This is a genomic window from Butyrivibrio sp. AE2032 (assembly GCF_000702965.1).
In genome coordinates this window covers 124,730-142,577 of sequence record NZ_JNLF01000004.1, presented here as the reverse complement: position 1 = coordinate 142,577, position 17,848 = coordinate 124,730, and the positions used below count along the sequence as shown (strand labels likewise).

At 46.5% G+C, this 17,848-nt stretch carries 8 protein-coding genes and 1 tRNA gene; 4 read left to right on the top strand and 5 right to left on the bottom strand.

Translation table 11 applies throughout. From position 1 onward, the window contains the following. Positions 1–73 precede the first annotated feature (73 nt). On the top strand, positions 74–7,150 hold the full coding sequence (locus tag BO18_RS32880) for a SpaA isopeptide-forming pilin-related protein (protein WP_051688799.1): 7,077 nt from the start codon (positions 74–76) through the stop codon (positions 7,148–7,150). Between the two features lie 207 nt (positions 7,151–7,357). On the opposite strand, the gene BO18_RS14760 is transcribed toward BO18_RS32880, so the two are convergent. After that, positions 7,358–8,902, bottom strand: a complete 1,545-nt coding sequence (locus BO18_RS14760) for an IS1182 family transposase (RefSeq protein WP_034448571.1) — start codon at positions 8,900–8,902, stop codon at positions 7,358–7,360. Between the two features lie 635 nt (positions 8,903–9,537). Between BO18_RS14760 and ltrA the strand changes: the two genes are divergently transcribed. After that, positions 9,538–10,821 (top strand): group II intron reverse transcriptase/maturase, encoded by a 1,284-nt coding sequence (gene ltrA / locus BO18_RS14755; RefSeq protein ID WP_034447549.1) that lies wholly within the window; start codon positions 9,538–9,540, stop codon positions 10,819–10,821. Positions 10,822–11,213: 392 nt separating this feature from the next. Here the strand turns inward: ltrA and BO18_RS14750 are convergent, their stop codons facing one another. The 4 genes from BO18_RS14750 to BO18_RS14735 all read right to left on the bottom strand — a co-directional run bounded on the left by BO18_RS14750 (position 11,214) and on the right by BO18_RS14735 (position 15,453). Continuing rightward, positions 11,214–13,073: a hypothetical protein gene (locus BO18_RS14750; protein ID WP_034447548.1), complete on the bottom strand. Its 1,860-nt coding sequence runs from the start codon at positions 13,071–13,073 to the stop codon at positions 11,214–11,216. A 127-nt stretch (positions 13,074–13,200) separates the two neighbouring features. Continuing rightward, positions 13,201–13,285 (bottom strand) — tRNA-Leu (locus tag BO18_RS14745). Between the two features lie 97 nt (positions 13,286–13,382). Beyond that, positions 13,383–14,240: a DNA-3-methyladenine glycosylase family protein gene (locus tag BO18_RS14740; RefSeq protein WP_034447543.1), complete on the bottom strand. Its 858-nt coding sequence runs from the start codon at positions 14,238–14,240 to the stop codon at positions 13,383–13,385. Next, positions 14,227–15,453 carry a THUMP domain-containing class I SAM-dependent RNA methyltransferase gene (locus BO18_RS14735; RefSeq protein WP_185752473.1) on the bottom strand — a complete coding sequence of 409 codons (1,227 nt, stop codon included), beginning with the start codon at positions 15,451–15,453 and terminating at the stop codon, positions 14,227–14,229. The genes BO18_RS14740 and BO18_RS14735 overlap by 14 nt, the downstream gene beginning before the upstream one ends. Before the next feature lie 608 nt (positions 15,454–16,061). Between BO18_RS14735 and BO18_RS14730 the strand changes: the two genes are divergently transcribed. Together BO18_RS14730 and rpiB are read left to right on the top strand one after the other, a co-directional pair. Continuing rightward, on the top strand, positions 16,062–17,342 hold the full coding sequence (locus BO18_RS14730) for a glutamate-5-semialdehyde dehydrogenase (RefSeq protein WP_034447542.1): 1,281 nt from the start codon (positions 16,062–16,064) through the stop codon (positions 17,340–17,342). 19 nt (positions 17,343–17,361) lie between these two features. Further along, positions 17,362–17,814 carry a ribose 5-phosphate isomerase B gene (gene rpiB, locus BO18_RS14725; RefSeq protein WP_185752472.1) on the top strand — a complete coding sequence of 151 codons (453 nt, stop codon included), beginning with the start codon at positions 17,362–17,364 and terminating at the stop codon, positions 17,812–17,814. The last annotated feature ends 34 nt before the right edge of the window (positions 17,815–17,848 follow it).

Here is a 17,848-nt window from a genome sequence, read left to right as displayed (position 1 = left end):
TTTTTCGCTTGCTTTTTTAACAAATTGTTCATAAACTTAACTATCAAAAAATCTTAAACCCGGGAGATTTTTTATGCACAATTATTTTAAAAGAGCAACTTCGGCTGCCATAGCCGGCGCGGTAGTATTGGGAACTTTGGCTTTATATCCCAATACTGACAACATCAACGGCACGGTAAATGCCGACGCTACGCGGTTCGATTCGGCGAGCGCCATCAATTACGCCACTATCCTTGGCGGTGCCGTGGACTATGGTGTTGTAGCCAATGAGATCGTTCAGACCAGCCACACAGAGTCTACTTTCGCTACCAACAGCTTTGTTCATGTTAAGGATAATATCGATGTCGACTACATTACATCGACGGCTCTTTTCCTGGTCGGTTCATATACACCCGGTGCAGCTGATAACAGATATATCAGATTCGGTACGACAACTGCGAGCGCTTTGTATTTCGAGGCACCTGAAGTTGTTTACGGTGATGATTTCGATCCCTCAAAAGAACCGATGGGACCTAACGGAAACTTCAGGTTTGAGTGGAAAGACAGTGTGCCTTTCATCGCTGCCGAGAATGAGAATGCATCCGTAAACGTTAACAGACTTATTAACAGAATCTGCTCGACGGAGAAGGTAGAGGATGCCGAGATCGGCTGGGCATATTTCCTGCAGAATAGAGCAAACGACGCTGCTTATGTTCTGAATCCGAAGGGCAAGGCTGCAATACCTAACAGTCCCTATTTCACGGATATGAACTCTTATGTAAAGGTGGATCTTACCGACCCTTCATTTGACGGTAAGGTTGTATATATCAATGTTGATGCTGATTCCCAACTGCTCAATTATCTGCAGAAGAGCGGCGGATTCAGGATCTACAAGAACGAATCTTCTGTTGTCGTTATCAATATTGAGGATAATGCTTTTAACGGCGGAACACTTAATATGAAACAACCCCGTGTCATCACGAACGGTGTGGAATATGTCGGACAGACCGATTCGTTTGGTAAAGATCCGAAGGCAGCTGATCAGCAGAGATACTACAACGAGACAGTTATCTGGAACATCATGGAGTCCTCAAACATCGAACTTGAGGATTTCGGTGGAGCAGTTCTCGCTCCTGCTACAAAGAAAGTCACATTAAGTGACGGTAACTCAAGCGGTTGGGTCGTTACAAGCGGTACTTTCGAGATGGCTAAGGAATTCCATTTCCTTTATTCCGGATCGAGCAAGGACAGCTACGGTGACATGCACTTTGCTCTTACCAAGGCCTTCACGGATACTTATGCAGCGCACGGTTCCGTTGTTCAGGATACATCAGTAAGCATTCCTGACGATAATACATATAAGTTCTATATCCAGGAATACGAGCGTGAGAACGGCTACCGCGGAGAATTCCAGCGTGCGTATGGCAGAAAGCAGGAGGTATGGGCAAAGTCCATCGGTACAGTTACGTTCCCGATCCTTAGCTTTACATGCAATGATTCCAATGCCCATTACAATGTACCTAAGGGTACGGAGAAGATGTTCTTCTTCACGATCACTGAGGATACAACGAATGCTCCAAAGGGTATCGAGAACTCTAACGGCCACATCAACATCAGACTTAAAGTCAAGGTTGATGAAAATGGTAAGTTCACCTACTTTGTGGATTATCAGTCTGTAACTGGTGACGGTGTCATTTTTAGAGAATACGGTGAGGTATACGGTACCGAGATCAAGATGTCCGGTGTCCAGTTCGACCTTGGCGCTTTCTATAATAAGGTAAAGCAGAATTACGTTGAGATAAGCAAGCGCGACGTCAACAAACCTAACGGCGAAGAGGTCAAGGGCGCAAAGCTTACCGTTACCTATGTCGGAAACGATACAGGCATCGATATGACGAATGTCAAACTCTTCCGTAACGGTGTGGATGTCACAAGCGAAGGCGAGCTTTCAACAGGTTATGTTTCCTTTGTTTCTTCTGAGGAAGGCCCGGTAATTATCGAAGGCATCAAGCCCGGTGATTACACACTCACTGAGACGATCGCTCCTGCAGGCTTTAAGCCGTCATCTTCCGTTATCGAGTTTACTGTAGGCGCAGACGGAACTATTACCGAGACTACACCTATCGCCAATCCGAATGACGGTTTCATCGAAAATACTACGGTTGTTATCCTTGATGAGATGTACAAGACTGATCTGGATATCAGCAAGAAGGATACTGCAGGCAAAGAGATTGCCGGTGCTGTCCTTACACTTACTAATAATGACACGACAGTAAATCTTGCAGATCTTGGTGTAACAGCAACACAGGGTAACGATACTGCAAAGAATCTTAAGGTCGAGGGCAATTCCGTAAGCTTTGAGACACTCGCAGATTCCGATACAAAGATCAAGGGTCTGCCTGACGGAACATATACTCTTACAGAGACGACAGCTCCTTTCGGATATGAGACAGCCGAATCACAGACTATCATCATCGAGAAGGGTTTGATTACCGGCGGTAATCATGTCGAAATGATCGATAAGATGTATAAGACGGATGTCACTATCAGAAAGGCTGATACTGCCGGCAATGAAGTTGTCGGAGCTACCCTTACGATTACTGCTTCTGACAGGAATGTCGATCTTGCAAACCTCGGCGTTACTGCAACTCAGGGAACTGAAAACGCAAAGGATCTTTCAGTAAGCGGCAATAAGATCAGTTTCACTACGGTAAGCGGCAATGATACAGTCATCAAGGGTCTGCCTGACGGTGAGTACACTCTCACTGAGACATTAACACCTGAAGGATACATGACTGCCGAATCCAAGACGATCACCATCGAGAAGGGTGTTGTTAAGAATCCCGGCAATCCTGTTGTCATGATCGATGCTTTCAAGACTGATATCACGATCAGAAAAGAAGACAGCGCAGGAAAAGAAGTTCCCGGCGCAACCCTCACGATCACTGCTGACAAGACATCAGTTGATTTCAGTGCTCTCGGAGTTACTGCCACACAGAACGGACAGACTGCAAAGGATCTCGTTGTCAGCGGAAACACGATCAGCTTCACAACAGTATCCGGATGCAATACAGACATAAAGGGATTACCTGACGGTACATATACTCTTACAGAAACGATCGTACCTGAAGGATTCTTCCCGGCTGAATCACAGAAGATCACTATCGAAAACGGCAAGGTCACAGGTGCCAACCCTGTAGTCATGGTCGATGCATTCAAGACGGATGTAACGATCAAGAAGCAGGACAGTGCCGGCAACGAGGTAGTCGGAGCTAAGCTTTCGATCACAGCTCAGGATACTTCTGTCGATTTCGCTAAGCTCGGTGTTACAGCTACACAGGGTACGGCTGCTGCAAAGGATCTTTCCGTAAGCGGCAATACGATAAGCTTCACGACAGTAAGCGGTAATGACACGATCGTTAAGGGCTTGCCAGACGGTACGTATACTCTTACTGAGGAAATTACACCTGACGGATATTCCACTGCCGAGTCACAGACGATCACGATCGTAAACGGCAAGGTAACAGGTGCTAACCCGGTAGTTATGGTCGATGGATTACTGACCGATGTTGAGATCAGAAAAGAGGACAGCGCAGGCAAGGAAGTTGAAGGCGCTACACTCACACTCACAGCTGCTGATACGACAGTAGACTTTGCTAAGCTCGGCGTAACTGCAACCCAGAACGGCAGCGAGGCTAAGAATCTTGCTATCAGCGGAAATAAACTCAGCTTTGAGACTGTCGACCGCGGAAATACCATCATCAAGGGAATACCTGACGGTACTTATACTCTTACAGAAACAACCACACCGAACGGCTATCTTACAGCTGAGTCACAGACGATCACGGTCGTAAACGGCAAAGTTACAGGCGCCAACCCAGTAGTCATGGTAGACGCATTCCTGACCGATGTTGAGATCAGGAAAGAGGACAGCGCAGGCAATGAAGTTGAAGGCGCTACACTCACGCTCACAGCAGCTGATACGACAGTCGACTTCGCTAAGCTCGGTGTAACAGCAACCCAGGACGGCAAGACAGCAAAGAATCTTACAGTCAATGGAAACAAAATCAGCTTTGAGACAGTTGCCGACGGCAATACCATCATCAAGGGCATACCTGACGGTACATATACTCTTACAGAGACAACCACACCTGACGGGTATTTCACAGCTGAGTCACAGACAATCACGGTCGTAAACGGCAAGGTTACGGGTGCCAACCCTGTAGTCATGGTTGATGCATTCAAGACGGATGTAACGATCAAGAAGCAGGACAGTGCCGGCAACGAGGTAGTCGGAGCTAAGCTTTCGATCACAGCTCAGGATACTTCTGTCGATTTCGCTAAGCTCGGTGTTACAGCTACACAGGGTACGGCTGCTGCAAAGGATCTTTCCGTAAGCGGCAATACGATAAGCTTCACGACAGTAAGCGGTAATGACACGATCGTTAAGGGCTTGCCAGACGGTACATATACTCTTACTGAGGAAATTACACCTGACGGATATTCCACTGCCGAGTCACAGACGATCACGATCGTAAACGGCAAGGTAACAGGTGCTAACCCGGTAGTTATGGTCGATGGATTACTGACCGATGTTGAGATCAGAAAAGAGGACAGCGCAGGCAAGGAAGTTGAAGGCGCTACACTCACACTCACAGCTGCTGATACGACAGTAGACTTTGCTAAGCTCGGCGTAACTGCAACCCAGAACGGCAGCGAGGCTAAGAATCTTGCTGTCAGCGGAAATAAACTCAGCTTTGAGACTGTCGACAGCGGAAATACCATCATCAAGGGTATTCCTGACGGTACATATACTCTTACAGAAACAACCACACCGAACGGCTATCTTACAGCTGAGTCACAGACGATCACGGTCGTAAACGGCAAAGTTACAGGCGCCAACCCTGTAGTCATGGTAGACGCATTCGATTCTGAATTAGTGATCAGTAAACAGGACAGCGCAGGCAACGAAGTAGTCGGAGCCAAGCTGACCATTACTGCCCAGGATACGACAGTTGATCTCAGCAAGATCGGAGTTACTGCAACTCAGGGTACTGCTGCTGCAAAGGATCTTTCCGTAAGCGGAAACACGATCAGCTTCACGACTGTCAGCGGTAATGACACCGTAGTAAAGGGCCTGCCTGACGGTACATATACTCTTACTGAGACAACAACACCTAACGGTTATTTTAAGGCTGAAAGCCAGACGATCACGATCAAGGAAGGTAAGGTTACAAGCCCGTCCAATCCTGTGATCATGATCGATGATCACAAGACTGACATCGAGATCCAGAAGAGAGACAGTGCAGGTAAGGAAGTAGTAGGTGCAACACTTGCTCTTACTGCTAATGACACCACTGTTGATTTTGGAAAGCTTGGAGTTACGGCTTCACAGAACGGAAGACCTGCATCAGGTCTGAACGTAAGCGGAAATAAGATCAGCTTCACGACAGTAAGCGGCAGCGATACTATGATCAAGGGCTTGCCCGACGGAACTTATACGCTCACAGAGACAAATGTTCCGGGTGGTTATGAGCAGGCTGAACAGCAGACTATTACGATTGAAAACGGTGTTGTTACCAGCAAGACACCTATAATCATGATCGACGCCAATGTCATAGTAACTGACACGCCTACTCCGACGCTTACTGATACTCCTACACCTACAGTAACGGATACTCCTACGCCTACAGTAACGGATACACCGACACCTACAGTAACGGATACGCCTACGCCTACGGTAACGGATACTCCTACGCCTACGGTAACGGATACACCTACACCTACGGTAACGGATACTCCTACGCCTACGGTTACTGATACTCCTACACCTACGGTAACGGATACTCCTACACCTACAGTAACGGATACACCTACGCCTACAGTAACGGATACACCGACACCTACGGTAACGGATACACCTACACCTACGGTAACGGATACACCTACACCTACGGTAACTGACACTCCGACGCCTACGGTAACGGATACTCCTACACCTACAGTAACGGATACTCCGACGCCTACGGTAACGGATACTCCTACACCTACAGTAACGGATACTCCTACACCTACGGTAACGGATACTCCTACACCTACGGTAACGGATACACCTACACCTACGGTAACGGACACTCCTACACCTACGGTAACGGATACACCTACACCTACACCTACGGTAACTGACACTCCGACGCCTACGGTTACGGATACACCTACGCCTACAGTAACGGATACTCCGACACCTACGGTTACGGATACACCTACGCCTACAGTAACGGATACTCCGACACCTACAGTTACTGATACACCTACACCTACGGTAACGGATACACCTACACCTACAGTAACGGATACTCCTACGCCTACGGTTACGGATACACCTACACCTACAGTAACGGATACTCCTACGCCTACGGTTACGGATACACCGACACCTACGGTAACGGATACACCTACACCTACGGTAACGGATACACCTACACCTACGGTAACGGATACACCTACACCTACGGTAACGGATACTCCTACGCCTACGGTAACGGATACACCTACACCTACAGTAACGGATACTCCTACGCCTACGGTAACGGATACACCTACACCTCCGGTTACAGATACTCCGACACCTACACCTCCGCCGGCAGATCTTAAGATCAAGATCTCCAAGCAGGATGTTGCAGGAAAGGAAATCGCTAAGGCAGAGCTTACGCTGACCAGCTTAGACGGTTATGATATGTCCGGTGTTACGCTTATCCAGGGTAACAAGACGATCTATCCTAAGGTTTCTGCAGATAAGATGTCCATCTCTTATGAGACTGTAGACACTTCACAATCTGAGGTAATCGGTCTCAGAGCAGGAAGATACAGACTTACTGAGACTGTTACACCTAAGAAGTACCTGACAGCTGATGCCATCGAGTTTGAGCTGAAAGATGACGGTTCATTTGATTGCCGCGGCAAGATCTATATTGCAGGTTCGCCGATCGTTATGGTCGATAAGGCCGATCCTACATATAAATCTGAGAACGATTCATCTGAACATAAGCCTCTCCCGGCTACCGGCGAGGAACTCGGCATAACGACAATAATCGGTGTGATCATTATCGGATTTGCTGTTGCATTGCTTACAGGTTTCGGAGTCTATCGCTTTAAGAGAAGAAGGATCTGAAACATAAGATCGTAGTTTAACAAAGGAGTTGTCTCAAAAGTGACTAGTTCACAGAGAGGCAACTCCTTTTAAATTGTTCAAAACCGAACGCAAAACACCTCTAGAATCGTTAAAAATCGAGTCTCAATGGCAGTTTTTGTAGATAACTTGTTTTTTGAGCATGCTAACGCCGGTTCAGGATGGTTTCCGAACTGTTTTTATGTTTTTCTAAGCTGATTCGGAAAGAGGAAACAGCGCTTGTCCGATCCGCCCGCTTTGTATTCGGTTGTGGAGTTTGTTGAGGTCAAATGCTATTGCTAACAATGTGTATTCAGTTGCAACATTTTCTTTGCCCCGCGTAAGAAACCTCTTGAATCCGTAATCCTGTTTGGTTATTCCAAAGACACCTTCGGCTTGTATGGATCTGTTGACTCTCAGTTGGATTCCTTTTTCCGAAGTGATATTGTTCCGGCTTTCCTGCCTGAATGCATCGAAGACCTCACTTACCTGAATGCTCTTTGTGTATTGTCCTTTGTAACACTTGCCGTAGTATGGGCAGTCTTCACAGGATTCGCATTTATAGATCTTAATAGTGCTCTCATAACCCATGAAACCTTTCTTGTGTTTGTTTCCGGATAACTTGAGGTTCCGTCCGCCTTTACAGGTGTATACATCCTTTTCCTTGTCGTAATCCATTGCAAGCCTGAATTCCATATCCTTCTGGAATTTCTTTGTTTTGGAATACTCGTAGTTGGATGGTTTTATATACGGCGTGATTCCATTGCGCTTGAGATAGTCGTAATTCTCTTCGCTCTCGTAGCCTGCATCGGCAATCAGATTGCCGAAGTTCCTGCCGTAGTTTCTGTTAAGCTTGTCCAGAAAAGGAATAAGAGTACGCATATCTGCTCGTTCAGCTGATACATCTATTCCAACTATGTATTCGCTCTCAACGGCTGCCTGGATATTATATCCCGGCTTTAACTGACCGTTACGCATATAGTCTTCTTTCATGTGCATAAAGGTTGCATCTTTATCTGTCTTGGAATAACTGTTTCTGCCTTTAAAGGTGGCCCGGGCAGTCTCGTACTTTTGTTGTCTGGTCTTAAAGTCTTCTATTGTTTCTATCTGTTTTTGTAATTCTGTCTTTCTCTTGCCTGAGCCATAAACAAATTCAGTTCCCTGGCAGTCTGCTATCAGCACAAGATCACTCAGCACTTTCTGAAGATACTGAGCCGTGATGTATTCGGGAACAACAGTGATGCCCAATTCTTCTTTGAGATATTTGGTTGCCTTTATCTGGAGCTTTGCTTCGCTCTTTTCAATAAAACCACGCCATACAAAGGAATACTTGTTGGCATTGGCTTCTATCTTTGTTCCGTCTATAAACAGGTTCTCAAATTGTATCTCGTCAGCTTCAGCCAACAGATTAACCAGCTGAGTAAGCAGGCCTTCTACACAATGCGTTAGATGCTTTTGGCGGAATCTTGCTATGGTATTGTGGTCAGGAACATTTTCTCCTCTGAGCAGATACATAAACGCCAGATTTAACTTACAGGCCTTTTCTATCTCTCGCGAAGAATAGATATGCTGCGAATATGCATATACCATTATCTTGAACAGAGTCTTCGGTTCGACTGCAGGATTTCGTCCTTCGGACGAGTAGGTCAGGTACAATTCTTTGTAATCTATCTCCTCTAAAACCTGATCTATGAGTCGCACTGAATCGTCTACGGGAATTAAACATTCGGTTTGAATTGGAAGTGACAGTTGAATATAGCTCCCGTTTTTGCTATAGTCAGACTGTAATGTTAGAGTTTTTTTCACAATTCAATTCTAACAATAAACGGGCCCTTCGGGACCCGTTTTCTTTTGAAATAGTTAGGGGCTATCTCGTTTTGTTTTGAGACAGCCCCTTATTTGGTATGACGGGCATGTCCCGAACCTCGGGTGGAAGTCCCGAGGGGCGTAGTTGCCGACGAACCTTAAAGCGACTTGCAAGGTTTGTATCGTGAGGTACAGGCGAGAAGAAGCAATAGCGAAACCGTGGCTCGACGGACAGAAACCTGATATTAAGGCGTATTGAACGGATAAGATGACCAAACGCATCAAAGTCCAAAAGGCAACCGTAACTTCAATGCGTAAATCAGGCGAGTAAACGGGGAAAGGTTCGGGGCTTATCCCGTGAGGTCTCACAGGCGGAGCACGATCCGTAGTAACAACGAACTGTGAGAAGTCAGCAGAAGCCATAGTACCGAGGAATCGGGAAGGGCGGAACAATTTAACCGTGCGACGCAAATGTATGTCCTGAGGATATGCCCGACAGTGGTAGGATGAAACGTATATGAAATCTGAACACACAACATAAGGCTGAGTCTGAGGGAGCGGAAAGGAGAAGAGCACACAAGGCAATGTCAGAACTGCTCGACAAAATCTTACATAAGGACAATATGAACGAAGCCTACAAAAGGGTCTGTGCCAATAAGGGTGCGGGCGGAGTTGACGGTGTCAGTACAGATGAACTTGGTGAGTATATCAAGGCAAATTGGCCTACGATAAAAGAGCAGATACTACGAAGGGAATACAAGCCTCAACCCGTCAGACGAGTAGAAATACCCAAACCTAATGGCGGAAAGAGAAAACTTGGAATCCCTACAGCAATGGACAGAGTAATCCAGCAGGCAATAGTACAAGTGATAGGACCGATATGCGACCCGCATTTCTCGGAGTTCAGTTATGGCTTTCGTCCGAACAGAAGCTGTGAGATGGCAATAAGAAAAGTCCTTGAATACTTAAATGAGGACTACACGTGGATTGTGAATATAGACTTGGAGAAATTCTTCGACAACGTACCACAAGACAGACTAATGAGCTACGTTCACATACTGATTAACGATGGAGACACGGAATCTCTGATACGCAAATATCTCAAGGCAGGTGTAATGACCCCGGAAGGATACGAGCAAACAGAAATGGGAACACCGCAGGGCGGCAACCTCTCACCATTACTTAGCAACATAATGCTGAATGAATTGGACAAAGAACTTGAAAACAGAGGACTGCACTTCGCAAGATATGCTGACGACTGCATAATTGCAGTAAAGAGCGAAGCAAGTGCAAAGCGTGTGATGTACTCCATCACGTCTTGGATAGAAAGGAAACTCGGTCTCAAGGTTAATGCGGAGAAGACTAAGATAGTCAGACCGACAAAAGTAAAATACCTCGGGTTCGGATTCTACAAAGACCCAAAGACACTTGAATGGAAAGCAAGACCACACCAAGACTCTGTCGCCAAGTTCAAACGCAGACTCAAAGCCTTGACGCAAAGAAAGAATTCAATGAGATTAGGATTGAGAATTGAGAAGATTAACCAAGTAACGAGAGGTTGGATAAACTACTTTGCATTAGGGGATATGAAGTCAACAATATCAGACATTGACGCACACTTAAGGACAAGGCTTAGAACCATTATATGGAAACAATGGAAGGTGCCAAGCAAGAGACAATGGGGACTCCAAAAACTCGGAGTCTCCAAAGACTTAGCAAGACTGACATCGTATTGTGGAGACAGATACCAATGGGTCGTGACAAAGACTTGCGTATCACGGGCGATCTCAAAAGAGGTGCTTGGCAGGGCAGGTCTTATCAGTTGCCTTGATTACTACAATGAGCGTCACGCTTTGAAGTTAAGTTGAACCGCCGTATGCCGAACGGCACGTACGGTGGTGTGAGAGGGGGATTAAATTCCCCCTACTCGATTTATGTAGACTTGGACACCGTTGAGAGCGCGAGGCTCAAAGAGCGAAGCGTGCGAAATTATACGCGTTTGACTAGTGTGCTGATTTGATATCGCACCAGTGAAAAAGTGGCATTATTACCGGGGAAGCATTATTAGTAAAAAATCAAAAAGGATCAGCTTAATCAAGCTTATGCCGATTGTGTAAATTAGAGTACGCTTTTTTCTGTAAAACCGTACTCTAAAGTTCACATTGTCGGCTATGTGCAATTTTGAGTACGTAAATCACACCAAAAAACGTACTCTTCTTGAGTTTTGATCAACGATGAAGGAAACCAAAAATTAAGACGATCAGGTAGGCTCCGTTACGTATGCGCCCAGATCGTAGCGTGCAATATAGTCATCGTCATAGAAGCTTACATAGCTGTAATCCGGTTCTTTATACTGGAAGTACAGTGAATACTCGGTATTAAAGCGTACGTCGTTGAATGATCTGGAGTTGAACGGAGTCGAGTAAAAATCCTTGGTCTTTTCGGACTCTGAGAATACGAAGCGCGGGAATATGGCATCGTTTATTCCGATGCCGCCGAAATCTTCTGCCTTGAAGACATAGAGTTTAATGTTAGGGAAGAAGTAGCGGATGTAGTCGTCCGGATGGCTGTAGAGATTGTTGTCTGTATGGATTACAAGGCAGAATTCATCGTCGTATGCCACATCATGGTACTCGGTGACTTCCTGGCAGTACTTCATAAGATATTTCATTGTCTGGTTGTAATTGTTCATCGTGAAGGCCTTGTGGACCGCAAATAACGAACTGACGCCGTAAAGTATGAAAGCGGCTGAAACGACCGCAAGGGCATCTTTCCTGAATGATATCTCATGCTTGGCGAGGAAGTCAGCGACAGCCAAAAGGCAGGCGACGGAAACTACGGGGATTATTACCATGTTTCTCTGAGCAAGAACGTTGGGATCGTAGTTGAAATTGAATTTGGCTGCTGCGCCGGGGAGCATGAAAGAGAACAGTGCGGTACCTATGCACCACAGGGCTATCATGAGATTGTGGAACTTTATCCTCATCGTCAGGGATGCGAGCATATAGATCAGTACGATTGCACCGAACACTCCGAAGAAGAGCGAGTCGCCGGTCGTGAAGAAACGGGCAAAGGAAACAAAGTAATTCCTGAGAGTATCTGCGGAAAAACCTTCCTTATAAGTGGTGACGAATTCATCCTCGCGCTTGCTTATAAGGGTGCAGACGAAGTTGAGTATGGGAAGGACAGCGGTTATTCCGACAGCAACCAGGTAATTGATATCGCTCTGTCTTCTTTTCGAATAGACTGATCTGCCTCTGAACACCATAAATGCATGATAGAAGAGGATTACGGTAAAAAGTCCCATAAATGCCAGTGCAGGCGTATATACGAACGGCAGCATACTTCCGGTTATGGCAAAGAGCATAAACGAGAACAGAGACGGCCTTCTCATGGTCCTGAGGAACAGTGCTATGAGGATCATTGCAATGGCGACGGGAGTAAGCGTCTGTTCGAAGATGTAGTAGTACTCATCGATATAGGGGCAGAAGGATATCATCAGGATGGGGAGGATGGCATACTTTTCATCCGTTCCGATGTAGGCCAGGAATTTACGCAGTTCGATAAACAGAAGGGTAAGACCGGTAAGGAAGGGGATGGCAAATCCGAGATTCAGCGCGAAAAAGCTTCTTCCCAAGATAAGAGAAGGAAAAGCGTTGATCATGTACTGCTTTACGGGATATCCGATATATCCCTTGCCGGTATAATTCCAGTCGAGAGCCTTAAATGCATTAAGTCCCGAAACTGTTTCCTGGGTGGATTCATAACTTAAGTCGCTGAAAGCATAATTGCCTATCTGGAAGATAAAGAAAGCCAGAATGGCCGTAAATATCAAAGGCAGCAGGTATTTCTTGTTCCTGTAATCTTCCATAATCTGGACTACAACGATCCCGATAAAAGAAATGAAGAACAGGATTATTCCCGTGAACCATATCCTTGAAGTTATTATTGACGGAACATTGACAGAGGCCTGGGTGCGCGAAACGATGTACGAGAGCAATTCCAAAATGAAAGATGCTGCAGCGAAAACGGAAAAGAACAGGAGCTGAGGTTTCCTGAAACTGTCGAACAGAAAGCGGGAAGCTCTCATGAGTGTTGAACGTGCGTTGTTAGAATCCATTTTCCACCTCTGAAGAATCTCGTCATAATCAAGGAAAATAATACAAATAAATAAATAATAAGGCAAGGAAAGACGGCAGTTTTTGGGGAAACAAAAAAGGTTGCCCGGATAGGACAACCTCTTTGTTTGGTGCGGCCGACGAGACTTGAACTCGTATGAAGTTACTCACACGCCCCTCAAACGTGCGCGTCTGCCAGTTCCGCCACGGCCGCATATATGCCGCTTGTAAGCAAGCCTTGTAATTATAAGGTTAGAGTTTTTTTGTGTCAAGTGCTATTTCATAATTATCCGGCAACTTTTTTCAAGTGATCAGTCCGGCTTTATGAGATCGTCCTTCCTGCGCTCGTAGTAGAACATGAACTGCTGCATTATCCCTGCGGTGTCCGGATAGGGAGTGCAGTCGAAATGTCCGCCGTAATATCTGTCTTCGATCCTCTGGATCCAGACGTCTACGGGAAAGCTTGCGGTTCTAGAGAAGGCGAAGAGCATGATGCAGTTGGCGACCTTCTTTCCGACACCGTACATGGAAGTCAGCGCCTTGTAAAGATCGTCATCTGAAAGCGCTGCCAATTCACCGGGTACGAGTTTCCCAGATGCAAATCCTTCAGCTGCCTGAGCTATATAGGGTGCGCGGTATCCGACGCCCGTGTTCTCGAGTTCTTCAAAAGGCAGCCCGTTCAGTTCCTCCGGTGTGGGGAAGGCATAGTATTCGCTGCATAGCGGTCTTGCAAATGGTTTTTCGAGCTTCGGAGCCGCTATCTTCTTTCCGCATAGCCTTGATATCCTCTCAACGGATGTGGTTATCGAAGGGATGGAACGCCTCTGCGAGATTATGTAGCTTATCGTCGTCTCGAAAACATCCTGCTTCAGGATCCTTATTCCTTTGCCGAATTCTGCCGCGTCGGTAAGATAACGGTCATTCCTGTCAATGGACCTGACGATGCCTTCGTAATCTCTTCCGAGATCGAAGAATGTACTCCATATCTTTTCGAAGTCCTTTTCGGTGCATGAGAAAGCGAAGGTTTCAGCGCCGGTCTGAGCGATCTGCAGGTATCTGCCGAAAGCGACCAGCTCTATGTGAGTGTTGTCTATTACCTTTATCCTGAAGGCCTGGCCTGAATCGGCGATCTTCTTCAGATCAAAGAAGGGTATATCAGCGGTTACCATTGTTCCTGTCACCCAGTTTGAAATAATTGCTCAGCGTGCATACTATGGCTCCGTTATAGAGCTTGACGCGCTTATCGGGCCTGTAGCCGGTCGCTTCCTCGAATGCATTCTCGGGAGTGATAACGGAGAGCCTCAGGCCTTTCTTGCAGAAGCCGTCCCTCGTGAGGTAATTGTGTCCGATGAGACGGTATATCTTATCGGCATCCTCGGGCGTCATGAGTCTTCCGCCATACGGGGGATTTGTTATCACCAGCTGGCGGGGAAGGGAAGTGAGCTTTTCCAGATACTCGGGCGTCATCTTGGCTGCATCCGCGAGCCTGAACTTTACGAGCTTTCCGACGCCTGCGGATTCTGCATTATTTTTAGCTGATTCAACGGCTTTCGGATCGATGTCGGAGCCATAGAAGTAACAGTCGTCCATGGGCTCTGTATCTTCGTTGTCGCGTGCTTCCTCGAGTGCTCTCTGGTACGGGCCTTTCCCGATGTACGGGAGCGCTTCGTAAGCGAAATGACGGTCTCTGCCGGGTGCTATGCCGCAGGCAGTCCTTGCTGCCTCGATAACGATGGTGCCCGATCCGCAGAACGGATCTACGAGCGCTTCGTTGCCGTAAGGACGGTATTTCGCGTATGTGAGCATACCGGAAGCCAGAGTCTCCCTGATAGGGGCTTCGTGCGTCAGCGGTCTGTATCCGCGCTTGTGCAGTCCGGCGCCGGATGTATCGACCATGAAACGGCATGTGTCATTTACGATGCCGAACTGTATCTTTACCGTGCCCAGTTCCTCGTTCTCGCTTATCAGCGTATCAACGGAGAGTCCTCTTGATACCGCAAGACTCTCGGCGATAGCCTTCTTGGCGAGCTTCTGAAGGGCAGGGACACCGTAGAGTTTTGATTTCCTTGAAAAACCGTTTACGACGAATGCCCAGTTGGCAGGTATAAAGTCAGACCATTTGATCGCTCTGCATCCTTCAAAGAATGCGTTGAAGTTCGTGTCAGGATCATCAGAGGCGCCGCAGGCGAATTCGCCGGTCTCGAAAAAGATGCGCTCGGCGTGTTTTGCCCACATGTTTGCCCGGGCTACATCAAGATAATCACCCTCGAGCGTAACAACGCCGTCATTCACGGTGATCCTGTCTTTTTCGTAGCCCCTGTCCAGGAGGTCTCCCTTGGTGGGCGATTCAAGTCCGAATAATGTGGTTATTATTATTTTCATAGGAGAAAGTATATCAAAATAAAGTATAAGTTGCTTGTAAAATCCTATATTACACGCGGAAGAAAAGGGGACGGAGAAACTGAATTTTAGCACGATTGATACAATCCGCGAATCTACAAAAATGTTCATAATGTGCATAACTTTGTTTATAACTATAAAAACAAACACTTCACATCCGAAAGTCCCCGAAGGCCCGATAAACATTGAATTTGACAAATTATTACTGTTTGTTGACAAAACAATTACAGAATGTTAGCAAAACTTTGAAAGTCAATGAATCAGGGCGTTTTGAGGTTCGTTGAACCTTTGTTCGGAAATGGGTGTCCACGAGGGAAGTACAATAAAAAAACGAAATTGGCTCTTGACAAGTGTTTTTGACACTAATTTCCCGATAGCAATTTTTGCATAGTTTCCTTGCAAGCAAGTTGCTCGAATGTTTGTTATATCTCCGATATAGCCAAACTTCTCGCAACCCTTATTTGAAGGCTGTTCGTTATCAGTCAGTTTTTAAGCCAGCTCAAAAACTGACTATAACTCACATCCTTGCAAGCAAGTTGCTCGAATGTTTGTTATAATTTTTCGAAGAAAAATATAAGGAGGAGGCTCACATGTCTGAACTCCACGATACAGCGAAGTTTGCGCGTGAAGCGTCTTACATCATGGCTTCATTGGGAAGCGATGTTAAGAACAAGGCACTTGCTAATGTAGCTTTGGCTTTAAGGGATTCTAAGGAAGAGATATTTGCCGCTAATAAGACCGATCTCGAAGAGGCAGAGAAGAATGCTCTTGAGACGCCGCTCATTAAAAGGCTTAAGTTCAATGAAGATAAATTAAATGACGTCATCTCGGGAATCGAGAGTCTCATCGATCTGGAAGATCCCGTAGGCAAGGTCACGCTGAGGACAACTCTGGATGACGGTCTTGAGCTTACAAGAGTTACTTGCCCTATCGGCGTTATCGGAGTTATCTTCGAGAGCAGACCTGACGCATTGGTCCAGATCGCATCACTCTGCATCAAGAGCGGAAACGCTGTTTTCCTCAAGGGCGGTTCGGAGGCGATCAATACAAATAAGGCACTGGCTGCTGTTATCAGCAAGGCAGGTGTGGATGCAGGTCTTCCTGAAGGCTGGCTCAATCTCCTGACGCTGCGTTCCGAGATCGCTGACATGCTCAAGCTCGATGAATATATCGACCTCATCATACCCAGAGGATCCAATTCTTTTGTCCAGTACATAATGCAGAACACGAATATCGCGGTGCTCGGACATGCAGACGGAGTCTGCCACACTTATATCGACAGTGAGGCTGATACGGATCTGGCTATTAAGGTGGCACTCGATGCAAAGACTCAGTATGTGTCTGTTTGCAATGCCACGGAGACGTTCCTCGTAAATGAGGCTCTGAAGGATTCATTCCTGCCCGGATTCATTAAAGCTTTGCAGGATGCAGGGGTAGAGGTTTTCGGAGATGATTATGTATCTGAGACATTCGGCGTTAACAAGGCCGAAGAATGGCATCACGAATACCTTGCTATGAAGTGTTCCGTCAAGATCGTTAAGGATATTGACGAAGCTATCGCACATATCAATCACTACGGTTCGGGACACACCGATGCGATAATTACCGCGAACAAGGCTTCCGCCGAGCGTTTCATGACCATGGTCGATTCAGGAAGTGTTCTTGTAAATTGCTCGACAAGGTTTGCTGACGGATTCCGTTACGGATTCGGTGCAGAGGTAGGAATTGCCACATCGAAGATCCATGCAAGAGGTCCTGTAGGCCTTGAAGGACTTGTTTCTTACAAGTACCGTCTCGTGGGTAACGGCGATATCGTAGGTCCATATTGTGACGGTTCAAAAAAGTTCAAGCACATTCATCACGAAATCTAATAAGAAAGAAGGCATATATATGATCGTATCTATAGCATCAGATCACGCAGGTTATGAATTAAGACAGAAGGTCAGGAAGTACCTTGAGGAAAAGGGCTTTGAGGTCCTTGACGGCGGCGCTCCCAACGGAACGGATTCCTATTCTTATGTTGACGCAGGCATAAAGGTCGCTGAAGACGTATCAAGCGGAAAAGCCGAAAGGGGTATCGCCATCTGCGGTACGGGTATCGGCATCTCTCTTGTCTGCAATAAATACAAGGGAATAAGGTGCGCTCTCTGCACTAACGAGTTCATGGCAAAGATGAGTAGACAGCATAACGACGCACAGATCCTTGCGTTCGGTGAACGTGTCGTCGGCTTAGGCGTTGCTCTCGGCATGATCGATGCTTTCTTTGAGGAAGAGTTCGCAGGCGGAAGGCATGCAACGCGAGTAAACGGTATCAAAGAGATCGAGGAGAAACATTTTAAGTAAGATTTTGATATCGTTTTTTGACTATAAGGCATAG